Genomic DNA, 14,240 nt, shown 5'->3' with positions numbered 1-14,240 from the left:
CCGGGTGAGAACCTCCACCGCGACGACCCCGTCCGACACCGAGATCGACCACCGCCCCGACGCGACGGCCGATCTCACCGCTGCGCTGTCCCAGCGGGTCATGGTCCTCGACGGCGCGATGGGCACGATGATCCAGCGCGAGGGGCTCTCCGAGGAGGACTACCGGGGCGAGCGGTTCGCCGACTGGCCGAGCGACCTGCGCGGCAACAACGACCTCCTCAGCCTGACCAACCCCGAGATCATCGAGAACATCCACCTGGCCTACCTGAGGGCCGGCGCCGACCTCGTCGAGACCAACACGTTCAACGCCCAGCGGATCTCGCTGGCCGACTACGACATGGCCGACCTCGCCTACGAGATGAACCGCGAGGCCGCCCGTCTGGCCCGGCGGGCCTGCGACACCGTCTCCGAGGAGACCGGCCGCGGGCGCTGGGTCATGGGCGCGCTCGGGCCGACCACGCGGACCGCGTCGATCTCCCCCGACGTCAACGACCCGGGAGCCCGAAACATCTCGTTCGACGCCCTCGTCGAGGCCTACCTCGAGCAGGCGAGAGGGCTCGTCGACGGCGGCGCCGACGCCCTCCTCGTCGAGACGATCTTCGACACCCTCAACGCCAAGGCCGCGATCTTCGCGATCGAGACGCTCTTCGACGAGCTCGGCCGCCGGTGGCCCGTCCTCATCTCCGGGACGATCACCGACGCCTCCGGCCGGACCCTCTCGGGCCAGGTCACCGAGGCGTTCTGGAACTCGGTGCGGCACGCCCGCCCCCTCGTCGTCGGGCTCAACTGCGCCCTCGGCGCCGACGAGCTGCGTCCCTACATCGCCGAGCTCTCCCGGATCGCCGACTGCTTCGTGTCGGCCTACCCGAACGCCGGGCTGCCCAACGCCTTCGGTGAGTACGACGAGACCCCCGACCAGATGGCGTCGGTCGTCGGCGAGTTCGCCTCCAGCGGGCTCGTCAACATCCTCGGCGGATGCTGCGGCACCACCCCCGAGCACATCGGCGCGATCGCTGCCGCCGCCGCCCAGGGCACGCCCCGCGTCCGGGCCGAGGTCCCCGGCGCCCTGCGGCTCAGCGGGCTCGAGCCGCTCACCGTGGACGACGACTCGCTCTTCGTCAACGTCGGCGAGCGCACCAACATCACCGGCTCGGCCCGGTTCCGCCGCCTCATCAAGGAGGAGGACTACCCGACGGCGCTGTCAGTGGCCCGCCAGCAGGTCGAGGCCGGCGCCCAGGTGATCGACATCAACATGGACGAGGGGATGATCGACGGCGTCGCCGCGATGGACCGCTTCGTCAAGCTCGTCGCGAGCGAGCCGGACATCTGTCGCGTGCCGCTCATGATCGACTCGAGCAAGTGGGAGGTCATCGAGACCGGCCTCAAGTGCTCGCAGGGCAAGGCCATCGTCAACTCGATCTCGATGAAGGAGGGCGTCGAGCCCTTCCTCGAGCAGGCGCGACTCTGCCGCAAGTACGGCGCCGCCGTCGTCGTCATGGCCTTCGACGAGGAGGGCCAGGCCGACTCGCTCGAGCGCCGCAAGACGATCTGCCAGCGCGCCTACGACCTGCTCACGCAGGAGGTCGGCATGGACCCGCACGACATCATCTTCGACCCCAACATCTTTGCGGTGGCCACGGGCATCGAGGAGCACGCGGCATACGGGACCGACTTCATCGAGGCGACCCGGTGGATCAAGCAGAACCTGCCCGGTGCCCTCGTCTCCGGTGGTGTGTCCAACGTGTCGTTCTCGTTCCGGGGCAACAACCCCGTGCGCGAGGCGATCCACGCCGTCTTCCTCTTCCACGCCATCGCCGCGGGCATGGACATGGGCATCGTCAACGCCGGCGCCCTCGTCGTGCTCGACGAGGTCGACCCCGAGCTGCGCGAGCGGATCGAGGACGTCGTCCTCAACCGACGCCCGGACTCGACCGAACGCCTGCTCGAGATCGCCGACCGCTTCAACAACGCCGGCGACGCCGTCCCCGAGGCGGCACTGTCGGAGTGGCGCGCGCTGCCCGTCCGCGAGCGGATCACCCACTCCCTCGTCAAGGGCATCGACGACGACGTCGTCGACGACACCGAGGAGCTGCGCAAGGAGATCGAGGCGGCCGGCGGCAAGCCCATCGAGGTCATCGAGGGCCCGCTCATGGACGGCATGAACGTCGTCGGCGACCTCTTCGGCGCCGGCAAGATGTTCCTCCCGCAGGTCGTGAAGTCGGCCCGCGTCATGAAGAAGGCCGTCGCGCACCTCATCCCCTACATCGAGGCCGAGAAGGAGCGCTCCGGCGTCACCACGCAGTCGAGCAAGGGCCTCATCGTCATGGCCACCGTCAAGGGCGACGTCCACGACATCGGCAAGAACATCGTGGGCGTCGTGCTCCAGTGCAACAACTACGACGTCATCGACCTCGGCGTCATGGTGCCCGCGCAGAAGATCCTCGACACGGCCAGGGAGAAGGGCGCCGACATCATCGGGCTCTCGGGGCTCATCACCCCCTCGCTCGACGAGATGGTCCGGGTCGCCGGCGAGATGGAGCGGCAGGGCTTCACGATCCCGCTGCTCATCGGCGGGGCCACCACCTCGCGGGCCCACACCGCCGTCAAGGTCGACGGCCAGTACAGCGGGCCCGTCGTCTGGGTCAAGGACGCCTCGCGCTCGGTGCCGGTGGCGAGCCAGCTCCTCTCCGACACGCAGCGTGACCCCTTCCTCGAGACGGTGAGGGCCGACTACGACTCGATGCGGGCACGGCACGCCGCCAAGGGCACCGACCGGCCCCTGGTCTCGATCGAGGCGGCCCGTGAGGCACGCACCCCGATCGACTGGACGGCATACCGGCCGTTCCGTCCGCACCTCCTCGCCCAGCAGAGCAAGGACGTCTGGTCGGGCCGCAGCGACTCGCACTGGCACCGCGCGGCGGCACAGTTCACCAGGGTGTTCTCGGACTACCCGATCGAGGAGCTGCGCCGCTACATCGACTGGACGCCGTTCTTCCAGGCGTGGGAGATGAAGGGGCGCTACCCCGACATCCTCTCGAACCCGGCGACCGGCGAGGCCGCACGCAAGCTGCACGACGACGCCAACGACATGCTCGACCGGATCATCGACGAGCGCTGGCTCACGGCCAGCGGCGTCATCGGCCTCTTCCCGGCCAACTCCGTCGGCGACGACATCGAGATCTACGCCGAGGAGTCGCGCGAGAGCGTCCTCACGACGATCCGTGGGCTGCGGCAGCAGGGGCAGCACCGTGAGGGCGTGCCCAACCGCTGCCTGTCGGACTTCGTCGCCCCCAAGGAGACGGGGATCCGCGACCACGTCGGCGCCTTCGCCGTCACCGCGGGTCTCGGCTCGCACGAGCGCATCGCCGCCTTCAAGGAGGAGCTCGACGACTACAGCGCGATCATGGTCGAGGCGCTGGCCGACCGGCTCGCCGAGGCGTTCGCCGAGCGGATGCACGAGCGGGTCCGGCGCGAGCTCTGGGGTCACGCCGCCGCCGAGCAGCTGAGCAACGAGGACCTCATCGACGAGAAGTACACCGGCATCCGGCCCGCCCCCGGCTACCCCGCCTGCCCCGACCACACCGAGAAGGAGACGCTCTTCGCGCTCCTCGGCGCCCAGGAGCGGGTGGGGATGGAGCTCACCGAGTCGATGGCGATGCTCCCCGGGGCGTCGGTGAGCGGGTGGTACTTCGGGCACCCGCAGAGCCAGTACTTCGTCGTGGGCCGGCTCGGTCGCGACCAGGTCGAGGACTACGCCGCGCGCAAGGGCTGGACCCTCGCCGAGGCCGAGCGCTGGCTCGGGCCGAACCTGGGCTACCAGCCGGAGGACTGAGACCGCTCCCGTATGCCGGCCCACGCGGAGCGTGGGACCCGCGCCCACCGGGGCGGGCGGCATACGGGCCGCTCAGGGGTCGACGTCGTCGAGCTCGGCGATGACCTCTTCGAGGAGGCGGGCGAGCTCGTCGCGCTCCCCCGCGTCGAGGCCGCGCAGCACGTCGCTCTCGACGACGTCGGACTCGCGGATGGACTGGCTGAACAGCTCCCACCCGTCCTGCGTCAGCGACACGAGGGTGCGGGTGCGGTTGTCGGCGTCCGGCCGGCGCTCGACGAGCCCGCGCTGGGCCATCTTGTCGAGCCGGTGCGTCATCGACGACGGGGCCACGCTCGTGAGCTCGGCGAGCTGGCTCGGGGTCTGGCAGGCCTCCCCCGCCCGGGCCAGCGACGCCACGACGGCCCACTCCCCCTGCGTGAGGTCGAGGTCGGCGAGCTGGCGGGCGTACCACTGGTCGAGCTTCTTGGTCACGCCGTAGAGCGCCGTGATGACGCGCTGCACGGACTCCTCACCACCGGCGGCGACATAGGCCGCGACGGCGTCACGGTGCTGCTGCGCTGCGGTCCTCTGACGTCGGGGCATAACCCGATTCTCGCATGCGTTCTTCGAATGCTAACCTTTCGACATCGAACGTTCGGGTTCGAACTATTCGGCATCGAAGCCGAAGTTGAGGTCCCGGTCGGGTGCGGTCGGGGTCTGTCTCCTCCCACTCACCGGAAAGGTGGAGCTTCGCCGTGCGCGCCAAGTTGCTCGTCCTCGCCTCGTCCATCGGCATGCTCGGATGGGGTGCCGTCCTCCCGTTCCAGTACGCGTATGCCGCCGACACCCGCGGGTGGGGCGCGTTCGCCGCTGCTGCGGCCTCGTCGCTGTTCTCGATCGGTGCGCTCGTCGCGGCGCCGGTCGCGGGGCGGCTGAGCGACCGGTTCGACCCGGTCCTCGTCGCGGTGCTGTCGCAGCTGCTCGGTGCGCTGGGCGTCGGCGCCCTCGTCTTCGCCGACTCCCCCGCGGCCTTCCTCGCGGGCATGTTCGTCTTCGGGCTGGGGCTCACCGCCGCCGTGCCCGCCAAGCAGGTCCTCGTGCTCCGCTGGGTCGACAGCGCCGACCGCCGCCGGATCTTCGCCTACAAGTTCACCGGTGAGGCCCTCGGCATGGCGGCGGGCGCCTACGTCGCCGGACATCTCGTGGACCTGCGCGCCCCGCAGGGCCTCGACGTCGGGTTCCTCACCGCCGCCGCAGGGTTCGCGATCTCCTCGCTCGTCATCGGGCTGGCCGGTCGCGGCGCCGGCGTCCACCCGGGCAGCGACATCGTCACCGAGGTGTCCGCTCCCAAGAGCCCGCGCGAGTCGCTGCGGCTCATCTTCGCCAACCCCGCGCTGCGCTGGACGGCGGTCGTCACGGTGACCCTCGCCCTGGGCTTCTACGCGCAGTTCGAGTCGGGCCTGCCGGCCTACGGCCTCACCGTCCTCGACATCGACACCGCGGCCATCGGCACCGCTGCCGCCGTCAACGCGATCGTCATCGTCGCCCTCCAGGTCATCGTCGTGCGGCTCACCGCCCACCGCAGCGCCCCCACGCTGCTCATGGCCGTGGGTGCGATCTGGGTCCTGTCGTGGCTCGTCCTGTCGTCGGCCCAGTTCGCCCCCGGGGTGGCCTCGGCGATGTTCGTCACGACGTTCGGGATCTTCGCGGTCGGCGAGACGATGTACAGCCCCGTCCTCAACCCGCTCACCGCGTCGCTGGCCCCCGCCGGCATGGTCGGCCAGACGCTCGGCATCTTCGGTGCCCTGCAGACGACCTTCTCGGCCTTGGGTCCGCTCGTGGCCGGAGCCCTGCTCGGTGCCGGCTTCGCGAACGGCTTCCTCGGCCTGCACCTCGCGATCAGCCTCATCGCCGTGTACGCCGCGTGGCGCCTGCGCGGGGCCATGCGCTCGGGTGAGGGTCAGCCCACCTCGGGTGCGAGGTCCGGCACGGACGAGGCGGTCCTGGCCGCCTGAGGCGACGCAACGGCATACCTGCGCCTGCGTCCGCAACCGTGGTCACCTTCTCGACCAGGGTTGCGGACGCTGCGCGTCGGGGAGGTGAGGTGGCTCGCGGTGTCGGAGCGACGGCATACGGTGTCGTCCATGGTCCCCGCACTGTCCCCGAGCCGCGCAGCGGACTTCAAGCAGTGCCCGCTGCTCTTCAGGTTCCGGACGATCGACAAGCTCGACGGCCCGCCGTCGCCGGCTGCTGCCCGCGGCACCCTCGTGCACGAGGTCCTCGAGCACCTCTTCGAGCTGCCCGCTGCCGAGCGCACCCCCGAGGCGGCCCTCGCCCTGCTCGAGCCGCGCTGGGCCAGCCTCGTCGAGGAGCGCCCCGAGCTCGCGACGATGATCGAGGACGACGAGAGCCTCGACGAGGACGGCTGGTTCAAGGCCGCCGGTGCGCTCGTCGAGCGCTGGTTCACCCTCGAGAACCCGCAGTGGCTCGAGCCCGCCGAGCGCGAGCTCTACGTCGAGACCGAGGTCGACGGACTCACCCTGCGCGGCTACGTCGACCGGCTCGACATCGCCCCCGACGGCGCCATGCGGGTCGTCGACTACAAGACCGGCCGGTCGCCGCGCGAGGCGTTCGAGGGCAAGGCGCTGTTCCAGATGAAGTTCTACGCCCTGGTCCTGTGGCGCCAGCGCGGTGAGATCCCCCGCCAGCTCCAGCTCGTCTACCTCGGCAACGGCGAGATCGTCCGCTACGAGCCCGACGAGCACGACTTGCTCGGGCTCGAGCGCAACGTCAAGGCCGTCTGGCAGGCGATCGTGCGGGCCAGCGAGACCGGCGACTGGCGCCCGCGCACGTCGCGGCTGTGCGACTGGTGCGACTTCAAGGAGCTCTGCCCCGAGTGGGGCGGCACTCCCCCGCCGCTACCCGCCGACGCCGGACGGCTCGTCCTCGACCCGCGCGTCACGGGCGAGGCGCTCATCGGCGACGACTGAGACGAGGTCCTCGGGCGTGAGCCCGCGCAGGCTCGGCAGCTGGACGGCCCCTCGCATGAGCGGCACCGGCACGACGTGCGGCACCGCGATGGTGGGGACACCCGCCGCCACGGCGGAGCGCACCCCGGTCGGCGAGTCCTCGATGGCGATGCAGTCGAGGGCGTCGACGCCGAGCATCCGCGCCGCTGCGTGGTAGGGCTCCGGGTGCGGCTTGCCGTGCTCGACCTCGTCACCGGTGACGAGCGCCGCGAACGTGCCCTCGGGCAGCGCCTCGACGACGGCGGTCGCCAGCGAGCGCCACGACATCGTCACGAGGGCGTTGGGCACCCCTGCCTCCTGGAGCGCGGCGAGCAGCTCACGCGCCCCCGGACGCCACGGGACGTGCTCGCGCACCTGGGCGGTGACCCGCACGAGGAGCTCCTCGATGATCCGCTCGGGCTCCCACGTGATCGGCGAGTTGTCCCTGATGAAGCGGGCGCTGACCATGAGGTCGTTGCCGACGAGCTGGTGGGCGTACTCGTCGGACCAGACGCCGCCGTGCTCCTCGACGATGCCGTGCTCGGCAGCGATCCAGTAGGGCTCGGTGTCGACGAGGGTCCCGTCCATGTCCCAGAGAACTGCGGCAGGCAACGTCATGGGCGAAGTCTACGAATAGGGTGGAGGGTGACCTACGAGGAGGATGCGTTGATCGAGCTCGACGATCTGCCTGAGCTGGAGAATGCCGTGATGATCGCGGCCTTCGAGGGCTGGAACGACGCCGGTGAGGCGGCCACGGGAGTCATCGAGCACCTGGCCGAGCTCTGGGACGCCGAACCCGTCGCGGCCCTCGACCCCGAGGACTACTACGACTTCCAGGTCAACCGCCCCCGGGTGGTCTCCGAGGGCGGCCGTCGCCGGATCAGCTGGCGCACCACCCGCATCCTCGTGGCGACCGACACGCCCATCGGCCGCGACGTCGTCCTCGTGCAGGGCGTCGAGCCGTCGTTCCGCTGGCGCGCGTTCGCGATCGAGCTCATGGAGCTCGCCCAGGCCGCCGACGTCACCACCGTCATCACCCTCGGTGCCCTCCTCGCCGACGTGGCCCACACCCGCCCCATCCAGGTGACCGCGACGTCCGACAACGAGGACACCCGTCACCGCCACGACATCGAGGCCAGCACCTACGAAGGTCCGACCGGCATCGTCGGCGTCCTCGCGGACGCCGCCATCCAGGTCGGCCTGAGCTCGATCTCGGTGTGGGCGGCCGTGCCCCACTACGCCCACCACACACCGTCACCCAAGGCGACCCGAGCCATCGTCTCCTGCCTCGAGGACCTCCTCGACAGCCCCATCGACCACGGTGGGCTCGACGACGACGCACGGGCCTGGGAGAACGGGCTCGACGCGCTGGCGTCCGAGGACACCGAGGTGGCCGAGTACGTCGAGTCGCTCGAGGACGCCCAGGACACCGCGGAGCTGCCCGAGGCGAGCGGCGACGCCATCGCCAAGGAGTTCGAGCGCTACCTGCGCAAGCGCGGCACCGAGGACTGACGACCGCGCGCCGCACGCCCCGGACGACGCGAGGGGCATGCCGGTCAGATGCGGAAGCCGGTCAGACGCGGACGCCGAGCAGCGCGTCGAGCGCCCGCGCGAGCACGCCCGGGGCCGACGGCTCGTCGCCGCCGTCCGTCAGGGTGCGCTGGGCCCACGTGTCGACGGCGGCGAGGGCGGCGGGGGCGTCGAGGTCGTTCGCCAGCGCCTCGCGGATCGCTGCCACCGTCTCGTCGGACGAGGGTCCGGCGTTGACCGACAGCGCCTCGCGCCAGCGCCCGAGCCGGGCCTCGGCGGCCGCGAGCAGCTCGGGGGTGTAGTCCCAGTCCGTGCGGTAGTGCTGCGCGAGCAGCACGAGGCGGATGGCCATGGGGTCCACGCCGTCCTCGCGCAGCCTCGACACGAGGACGAGGTTGCCGCGCGACTTGCTCATCTTGTGGCCGTCGAGCCCGACCATGCCGGCGTGCGCGTGGACGGCGGCGTAGTCCTCGACACCGACCGCGCTCGCCTGGGCGACGGTCATCTCGTGGTGCGGGAAGATGAGGTCCGAGCCACCACCGTTGACATCCATCGGGACGCCGAGCCGGTCGAGCGCGATGGCGGTGCACTCCACGTGCCAGCCGGGGCGGCCGGCCGGCAGTCCCTCGAACTCCCACGAGGGCTCACCCTCACGGCCGGCACGCCACAGGAGCGGGTCGAGCGCGTCACGCTTGCCGGGACGGTCGGGGTCACCACCGCGCTCGGCGAAGACCGCGAGCATCTGCTCGCGGCTCCAGCCCGAGACCGCACCGAAGTTGCGGACGTGGGACAGGTCGACGTAGAGGTCGGGTCCCGAGGCGTCGTCCGACGCGACCTCGTATGCCGCACCGCTCTCGATCGTGCGTCGCACCAGCGCCGCGATCGTGGGCAGGGCCTCGACGACGCCGACGTAGTCCTGCGGCGGGATGACGGCGAGGGCCGTCATGTCCTCGCGGAAGAGGTCGGCCTCGGCCACGGCAAGGTCGCGCCAGTCGATGCCGTCGCGGGCCGCCCGCTCGAGCAGCGGGTCGTCCACGTCGGTGACGTTCTGCGTGTAGTGGACCTCGTGGCCGTTGTCGCGCAGGACGCGACCGACGAGGTCGAACGCGACGTAGGTCGCGGCGTGCCCGAGGTGGGTCGCGTCATAGGGCGTGATGCCGCAGACGTAGAGCCGGGCCACCGGCCCCGGTGCGACCTCGCGCTGCTCCCCCGAGCTCGTGTCGTGAAGGCGGAGGACTGCTCCGTGTCCGGGAACGGCGGGGAGGAAGGGAGTGGGCCACGAGATCACGGTGGAAGCCTACGGCGGCCGCTCACATCGCCGGCCACGGGATGGCCGGCCATCCCGGCATCGGGACCGGGTGGGTCTTCGTCGACAGCAGCGACTCGGCTCGTCGCCGGAGCGCCTCGACCTCGTCGGTGGTGAGGAGGTCGGCCAGCCGGTGGCGCAGGTCGCCCTCGACGAGCTCGGTGTGGACGCGCTCGACCCGCGACGTGTCGGCCGCGTCGAGCGGCTCGCCGGCCCAGCCCCACAGGACCGTGCGGAGCTTGGGCTCGACCCCGAGGCTGACCCCGTGGTCGACACCCCAGAGGCTGCCGTCGACGAGGAGCAGGTGGCCGCCCTTGCGGTCGGAGTTGTTGATGAGGGCGTCGAAGACGGCGGTCGTGCGGACCACCGGGTCGATCGCATGGGCGACGACGACCTCCTCACCCTCGGGGGTCTCACCGCGCAGGACCTCGCGCCACCCCTCGGGCACGGCATCGGGGGCGACGACGTCGACGACGAGCCCCGGCGCGGCGTCGGGCCGGCCGACCCACTCCTGCGTGGACGCGGTGCCCCACGGACCCTCGTGGAGGACGGTGGTCGGCACGACGTCGAAGCCTCCGGCCTCACTGACCATGTATGCCGCCCGCTCCCGTCCCGCGAGCGTGCCGTCCGGGTAGTCCCAGAGCGGCCTCTCGAGCGCGACGGGCTTGTGGATGGCCAGGCGCGACTCCCCGTCGAGGCTGACCCGGACGAGGACGGCGCCGTTGGACGAGTCGACGATCCGACCGAGGAGCTCGAGCTCCCCGACGGCGAGCAGCCGCTCGGCGTCCGTGGGCACGACCTAGCGCTTGTAGCCGTTGGCCCGCGGGCAGATGTGCCCCTCGGGGTCGAGCGGCTGGCCGCAGAACGGGCAGGGAGGGCGACCCGCGGAGACCAGCGCCTGGCACCGGCGGGCGAAGGCCCGCGCGGTCGCCGCGTCGAGGACGACCCGGACCGAGTCGGCCGGGGTCTCCTGCTCGGGGTCGCGGTCGTGGCACTCGATGACGATGGCCGAGCGCTCCTCCTCCCAGGCCAGGCTCACGGTGTCGACCCGGAACTCGTCCTCGATCGGCGTCTCGAGGGCCTCGGTGTCGAGGAGGTGCTCGGCCACGGCGTCGGACCCCTGGAGGCCGCCGACGGTGTCGAGGAGGTCGACGATCCGGTCGGCCAGGATGCCGACCTGGACCTTCTCGATCGACACCGAGACGAGCCGTCCGCTGCCCTTGGCCTGGAGGAAGAAGGTGCGGCTGCCCGGCGGGCCGACGGTGCCGGCGACGAATCGCTCAGGCGGGTCGAAGTCACTGATCGCCATGGCCGCAGACTAACCCGAGAAGCCCCAGGGCAGCTCGAGGCGGTGGGTGTGCAGCAGCTCGCCGTCGCCGAGCAGGTCACGGGTCGGGCCGTCCGCGGCGACGACACCGTCGGAGAGGACGACCGAGCGCTCGCACAGCTGGAGGGCGAACGGCAGGTCGTGCGTGACCATGAGGACGGTGACGTCGAGCGACTCGAGCAGCTCTCCGAGCTCGCGGCGGGAGGCGGGGTCGAGGTTGGACGACGGCTCGTCGAGCACGAGGATCTCCGGCTCCATGGCGAGCACCGTGGCGATGGCCACCCGGCGCCGCTGACCGAAGGACAGGTGGTGCGGGGCGCGGTCGGCGAGGTGGCTCATCCCGACCGCCGCGAGGGCGGTCTCGACCCGGGCCTCGAGCTCCGCCCCGCGCAGCCCGAGGTTGCCCGGCCCGAACGCCACGTCGTCGCGGACCGTCGGCATGAAGAGCTGGTCGTCGGGGTCCTGGAAGACGATGCCCACGCGGCGCCGGATCTCGAGGTGGTTCGGCCGGGTCACCGGCAGCCCGGAGATCGTCACCGAGCCGGCACCAGCCTCGAGGATTCCGTTGAGGTGGAGGACGAGCGTCGTCTTGCCCGCCCCGTTGGGCCCGAGGAGGGCCACCCGCTCGCCCCGGTGGACGTGGAGGTCGACGCCGAAGAGCGCCTGGTGGCCGTCGGGATAGGCGAACGCCAGACCACGGACGTCGAGGACGGGAGTGCTCATGCGGCATACCCGATGACGAGGGCGACCACGGCGAACGCCGAGGGCAGGAGGGCTCGCGACCAGTCGCGACGCCCGGCGCTCAGAGGGTCGGTGACCGGCATCTGACCGGTGTAGCCCCGCGACATCATCGCGAGGTGCACGCGCTCGCCGCGCTCGTAGCTGCGGATGAAGAGGGCACCTGCGCTCGAGGCGATGACCGGCCACGACCCGAGGGATCGGGCACGGAACCCGCGCGACTCACGCGCGACCTTCATCCGCTGGGCCTGGGATCCGACGACACCGAGGTATCGCACCATGAACGAGAGGATCTGCACGAGCCGGTCCGGGACCCGGAGGTGCTGCAGGGCCCGCACGAGGTCGCGGCTCGACGTCGTCGTCGCGAACGAGATCGCCATGAGCACGCTCGTCGTGGCCGTGGCGAGGAGCGCCAGCCCGGCGTCGAGGCCGTCGCGCGACACCGTCACGGGCCCGATGGTGCGCTGTGGCCCGGTGGCCACGAAGGGCAGCACCAGCGCGAAGACGACGAAGGGCACCTCGACGACGAGCCGGCTCGCCACGTGGCGCAGGGGGACCCTTGTCGCCGCCACGACGCCCACCGCGACGAGCAGGGTCGCGACCCGGAGCCCGTGCGCGTCGCGCGGGAGGGCGACGACGAGCAGGACGAACACGACGAGCCCGACCAGCTTGGTGTGGGCCGGCAGCCGGTGGACGACGGAGTGGCCCTCGACGTGGAGGTGCGTGCCGTGACCCGCACCCACGTCAGTCGTCGTCGTTGCTGCGGCGGCGCAGGAGGTGCATCAGCCCGAACGCGACGACCGCCACGACGGCGATCCCGACGAGTCCGGCGAGACCGCCCGAGAGCCGCGCGTCGTCGACGCCGGCGGTGCCGTAGTCGGCGAACGGCGAGCCGGCGCTGCCGTGGTCGCGCGCGGAGTCGAGGAAGCCGAGGCTCTCGGCGACGTACTCGAGCCCGTCGGGGTTGCTCGACGCCCACGCCGAGACGACCCCGGCGAGCACGGCACACACCGCGAGGCCGACGACGACGAGACGGGTCGTGCTCACGCGACGGTGCGGCGCGGCGCTCATGCGGGCACCCCCGTCCGGATCTCGAGCTCTCGGGCCGCGGTGAGCCCACGGGCGCCGTGGACGAGGTCGGGGCGGGTGGCGATGATGCTGCCGACGGCGAGGAAGGTGATGACGCCCTCGCCGAGACCGATGACGGTGTGCCAGCCGAGCATCGCCGCAGCGAGCTCGCCGAGCGGGATCGGCGCGTGGCCGCCCACGGCATACAGCGCGGTGAAGGTGAGCGCCGCGACCGGGACGGACACCACGGCGGCGACGCCAGCGAGGGCAGGGACCGCGCGGACCCCGGCCGAGCGCACGAGGCGCCGCAGGCCCACGAAGACGAGCCATCCGGTCCACACCCCGACGACGGCCATGAGGACGACGTTGGTGCCGAGCGCCGTGATGCCGCCGTCGGCGAAGAGCAGGCTCTGGACGGCGAGGACGACGGTGAGGCACAGGGTCGCGGTCCACGGACCGACGAGGACGGCGGCCAGGGCGCCGCCGAGGAGGTGCCCGGACGTGCCGGCGCCCACGGGGAAGTTGAGCATCTGGGCGGCGAAGACGAAGACGGCGACGAGCCCGGCCAGCGGCGCGGTCCGGTCGTCGAGCTCGCGACGGGCGCGGCTCAGGGCGAGGCCCACCGCGCCGGCTGCCACGACGGACGTCGCGACGGAGGTGGGTGCGTTCAGGAACCCGTCTGGGACGTGCATGCCGCGCCTTCCTTGTTGCCAAATACTTGCAACAAGGAACTCTAGCCCGTCCCTCCCCCGACGGTGGCGTCGCCCGGCGGCACCGTCGCCGGACGGGCCAGCCCGGACCCGATCGCCTCACCGCTCGAGTTCGTGGCCAGCACCATCGGTCGCGAGCCGGTGCGTCGGATGACCGAGACCGAGGCCGGGTCGACGTGCACCCTCTGCAGCCCGGCGAGGCCCGCGCCCACCGCGTCGGCGAGGACCGCCTTGATCGGGTCGCCGTGGCTCACCGCCACCCACACGGCGTCGGGGCCGCGCTCGGCGGTCACCTCGTCGTCGATGCGCCGGATCGCGGCCACGGTCCGCTCGGCCATCTCGCTCAGCGACTCGGCGGCATACCGGTCGCTGTCCGGGAACCGCGCGGAGGCGGGGTCGTCCTGGACGGTGCGCCACAGCGGATCCTTCGTCAGCTCGGCGATCGGCCGTCCGGTCCACGCTCCGTAGCGGCACTCCCCCAGGTCCTCGACGACCTCCGCGGTCCTGCCGGGCAGCAGGAGCCCCGCCGTCTCGCGGCACCGCTGCAGCGGGCTCGTGACCAGCCGGGCCACCTCGACGTCGGCGAGCCGCTCGGCGAGCCGGCCGACGTCGCCGCGGCCACGCTCGGTGAGCCCCACGCCCTCGGTCCATCCTGCGAGGACGGCGTCGGCGTTGGCGGTCGAGTGCCCGTGTCGCACGAGCAGGAGCAGAGCCACGGCGCCCACTGTAGGCAACAATGACG

At 71.8% G+C, this 14,240-nt stretch carries 14 protein-coding genes; 4 read left to right on the top strand and 10 right to left on the bottom strand.

The features are described 5' to 3' along the window. Positions 1-4 precede the first annotated feature (4 nt). The gene (gene metH / locus KLO01_RS12735) at positions 5-3,832 is read left to right on the top strand and encodes a methionine synthase (protein ID WP_425558377.1); all 3,828 of its coding nucleotides are present in this window, start codon (positions 5-7) and stop codon (positions 3,830-3,832) included. Between the two features lie 72 nt (positions 3,833-3,904). Here metH and KLO01_RS12730 read toward each other — a convergent pair whose 3' ends face one another. After that, on the bottom strand, positions 3,905-4,414 hold the full coding sequence (locus KLO01_RS12730) for a MarR family winged helix-turn-helix transcriptional regulator (protein ID WP_147065696.1): 510 nt from the start codon (positions 4,412-4,414) through the stop codon (positions 3,905-3,907). Between the two features lie 152 nt (positions 4,415-4,566). Here KLO01_RS12730 and KLO01_RS12725 point away from each other — a divergent pair, with 152 nt between their 5' ends. Both KLO01_RS12725 and KLO01_RS12720 read left to right on the top strand, forming a co-directional pair. Continuing rightward, a complete protein-coding gene (locus tag KLO01_RS12725) occupies positions 4,567-5,826 on the top strand; it encodes an MFS transporter (protein WP_147065694.1) in 1,260 nt (419 codons plus the stop codon). A gap of 129 nt (positions 5,827-5,955) precedes the next feature. Continuing rightward, entirely contained in the window at positions 5,956-6,801 is an 846-nt protein-coding gene (locus KLO01_RS12720; protein ID WP_147065692.1) for a RecB family exonuclease, read from the top strand. Here KLO01_RS12720 and KLO01_RS12715 read toward each other — a convergent pair. After that, positions 6,730-7,437, bottom strand: a complete 708-nt coding sequence (locus KLO01_RS12715; protein ID WP_147065690.1) for an HAD family hydrolase — start codon at positions 7,435-7,437, stop codon at positions 6,730-6,732. The genes KLO01_RS12720 and KLO01_RS12715 overlap by 72 nt on opposite strands. 48 nt (positions 7,438-7,485) lie before the next feature. Between KLO01_RS12715 and KLO01_RS12710 the strand changes: the two genes are divergently transcribed. Continuing rightward, a complete protein-coding gene (locus KLO01_RS12710; protein ID WP_147066100.1) occupies positions 7,486-8,331 on the top strand; it encodes a PAC2 family protein in 846 nt (281 codons plus the stop codon). Between the two features lie 61 nt (positions 8,332-8,392). Here KLO01_RS12710 and mshC read toward each other — a convergent pair whose 3' ends face one another. From mshC to KLO01_RS12670, 8 genes are read right to left on the bottom strand one after another with little or no spacing between them, the layout of a single operon-like run. Beyond that, on the bottom strand, positions 8,393-9,637 hold the full coding sequence (gene mshC, locus KLO01_RS12705) for a cysteine--1-D-myo-inosityl 2-amino-2-deoxy-alpha-D-glucopyranoside ligase (protein ID WP_147065688.1): 1,245 nt from the start codon (positions 9,635-9,637) through the stop codon (positions 8,393-8,395). A 22-nt stretch (positions 9,638-9,659) separates the two neighbouring features. Further along, complete coding sequence (locus KLO01_RS12700; protein ID WP_147065686.1) at positions 9,660-10,451, bottom strand: SCO1664 family protein; 792 nt, start codon at positions 10,449-10,451, stop codon at positions 9,660-9,662. A gap of 3 nt (positions 10,452-10,454) precedes the next feature. After that, entirely contained in the window at positions 10,455-10,964 is a 510-nt protein-coding gene (locus KLO01_RS12695) for a DUF3090 domain-containing protein (RefSeq protein ID WP_147065684.1), read from the bottom strand. Between the two features lie 9 nt (positions 10,965-10,973). Next, entirely contained in the window at positions 10,974-11,705 is a 732-nt protein-coding gene (locus tag KLO01_RS12690; protein ID WP_147065682.1) for an energy-coupling factor ABC transporter ATP-binding protein, read from the bottom strand. Continuing rightward, positions 11,702-12,463, bottom strand: a complete 762-nt coding sequence (gene cbiQ, locus KLO01_RS12685) for a cobalt ECF transporter T component CbiQ (RefSeq protein ID WP_147065680.1) — start codon at positions 12,461-12,463, stop codon at positions 11,702-11,704. Before cbiQ ends, KLO01_RS12690 begins: the two co-directional genes overlap by 4 nt. A gap of 1 nt (position 12,464) precedes the next feature. Next, positions 12,465-12,791, bottom strand: a complete 327-nt coding sequence (locus tag KLO01_RS12680) for a PDGLE domain-containing protein (RefSeq protein ID WP_147065678.1) — start codon at positions 12,789-12,791, stop codon at positions 12,465-12,467. Beyond that, positions 12,788-13,480 (bottom strand): energy-coupling factor ABC transporter permease, encoded by a 693-nt coding sequence (locus tag KLO01_RS12675; protein WP_147065677.1) that lies wholly within the window; start codon positions 13,478-13,480, stop codon positions 12,788-12,790. Before KLO01_RS12675 ends, KLO01_RS12680 begins: the two co-directional genes overlap by 4 nt. A gap of 41 nt (positions 13,481-13,521) precedes the next feature. Further along, complete coding sequence (locus KLO01_RS12670; protein WP_246136195.1) at positions 13,522-14,214, bottom strand: MSMEG_4193 family putative phosphomutase; 693 nt, start codon at positions 14,212-14,214, stop codon at positions 13,522-13,524. Positions 14,215-14,240 lie beyond the last annotated feature (26 nt).

The organism is Knoellia locipacati, assembly GCF_007992835.1.
In the GTDB taxonomy this organism is placed as follows: Bacteria; Actinomycetota; Actinomycetes; order Actinomycetales; family Dermatophilaceae; genus Knoellia; species Knoellia locipacati.
This window is presented reverse-complemented; position numbering and strand designations above follow the sequence as displayed.

Coding starts and splice junctions, on each gene's coding strand:
- KLO01_RS12730 (WP_147065696.1), bottom strand. CDS start 4,414: ATGCCCCGACGTCAGAGGACCGCAGCGCAGCAGCACCGTGACGCCGTC.
- KLO01_RS12720 (WP_147065692.1), top strand. CDS start 5,956: ATGGTCCCCGCACTGTCCCCGAGCCGCGCAGCGGACTTCAAGCAGTGC.
- KLO01_RS12715 (WP_147065690.1), bottom strand. CDS start 7,437: ATGACGTTGCCTGCCGCAGTTCTCTGGGACATGGACGGGACCCTCGTC.
- KLO01_RS12695 (WP_147065684.1), bottom strand. CDS start 10,964: ATGGCGATCAGTGACTTCGACCCGCCTGAGCGATTCGTCGCCGGCACC.
- KLO01_RS12690 (WP_147065682.1), bottom strand. CDS start 11,705: ATGAGCACTCCCGTCCTCGACGTCCGTGGTCTGGCGTTCGCCTATCCC.
- KLO01_RS12680 (WP_147065678.1), bottom strand. CDS start 12,791: ATGAGCGCCGCGCCGCACCGTCGCGTGAGCACGACCCGTCTCGTCGTC.
- KLO01_RS12675 (WP_147065677.1), bottom strand. CDS start 13,480: ATGCACGTCCCAGACGGGTTCCTGAACGCACCCACCTCCGTCGCGACG.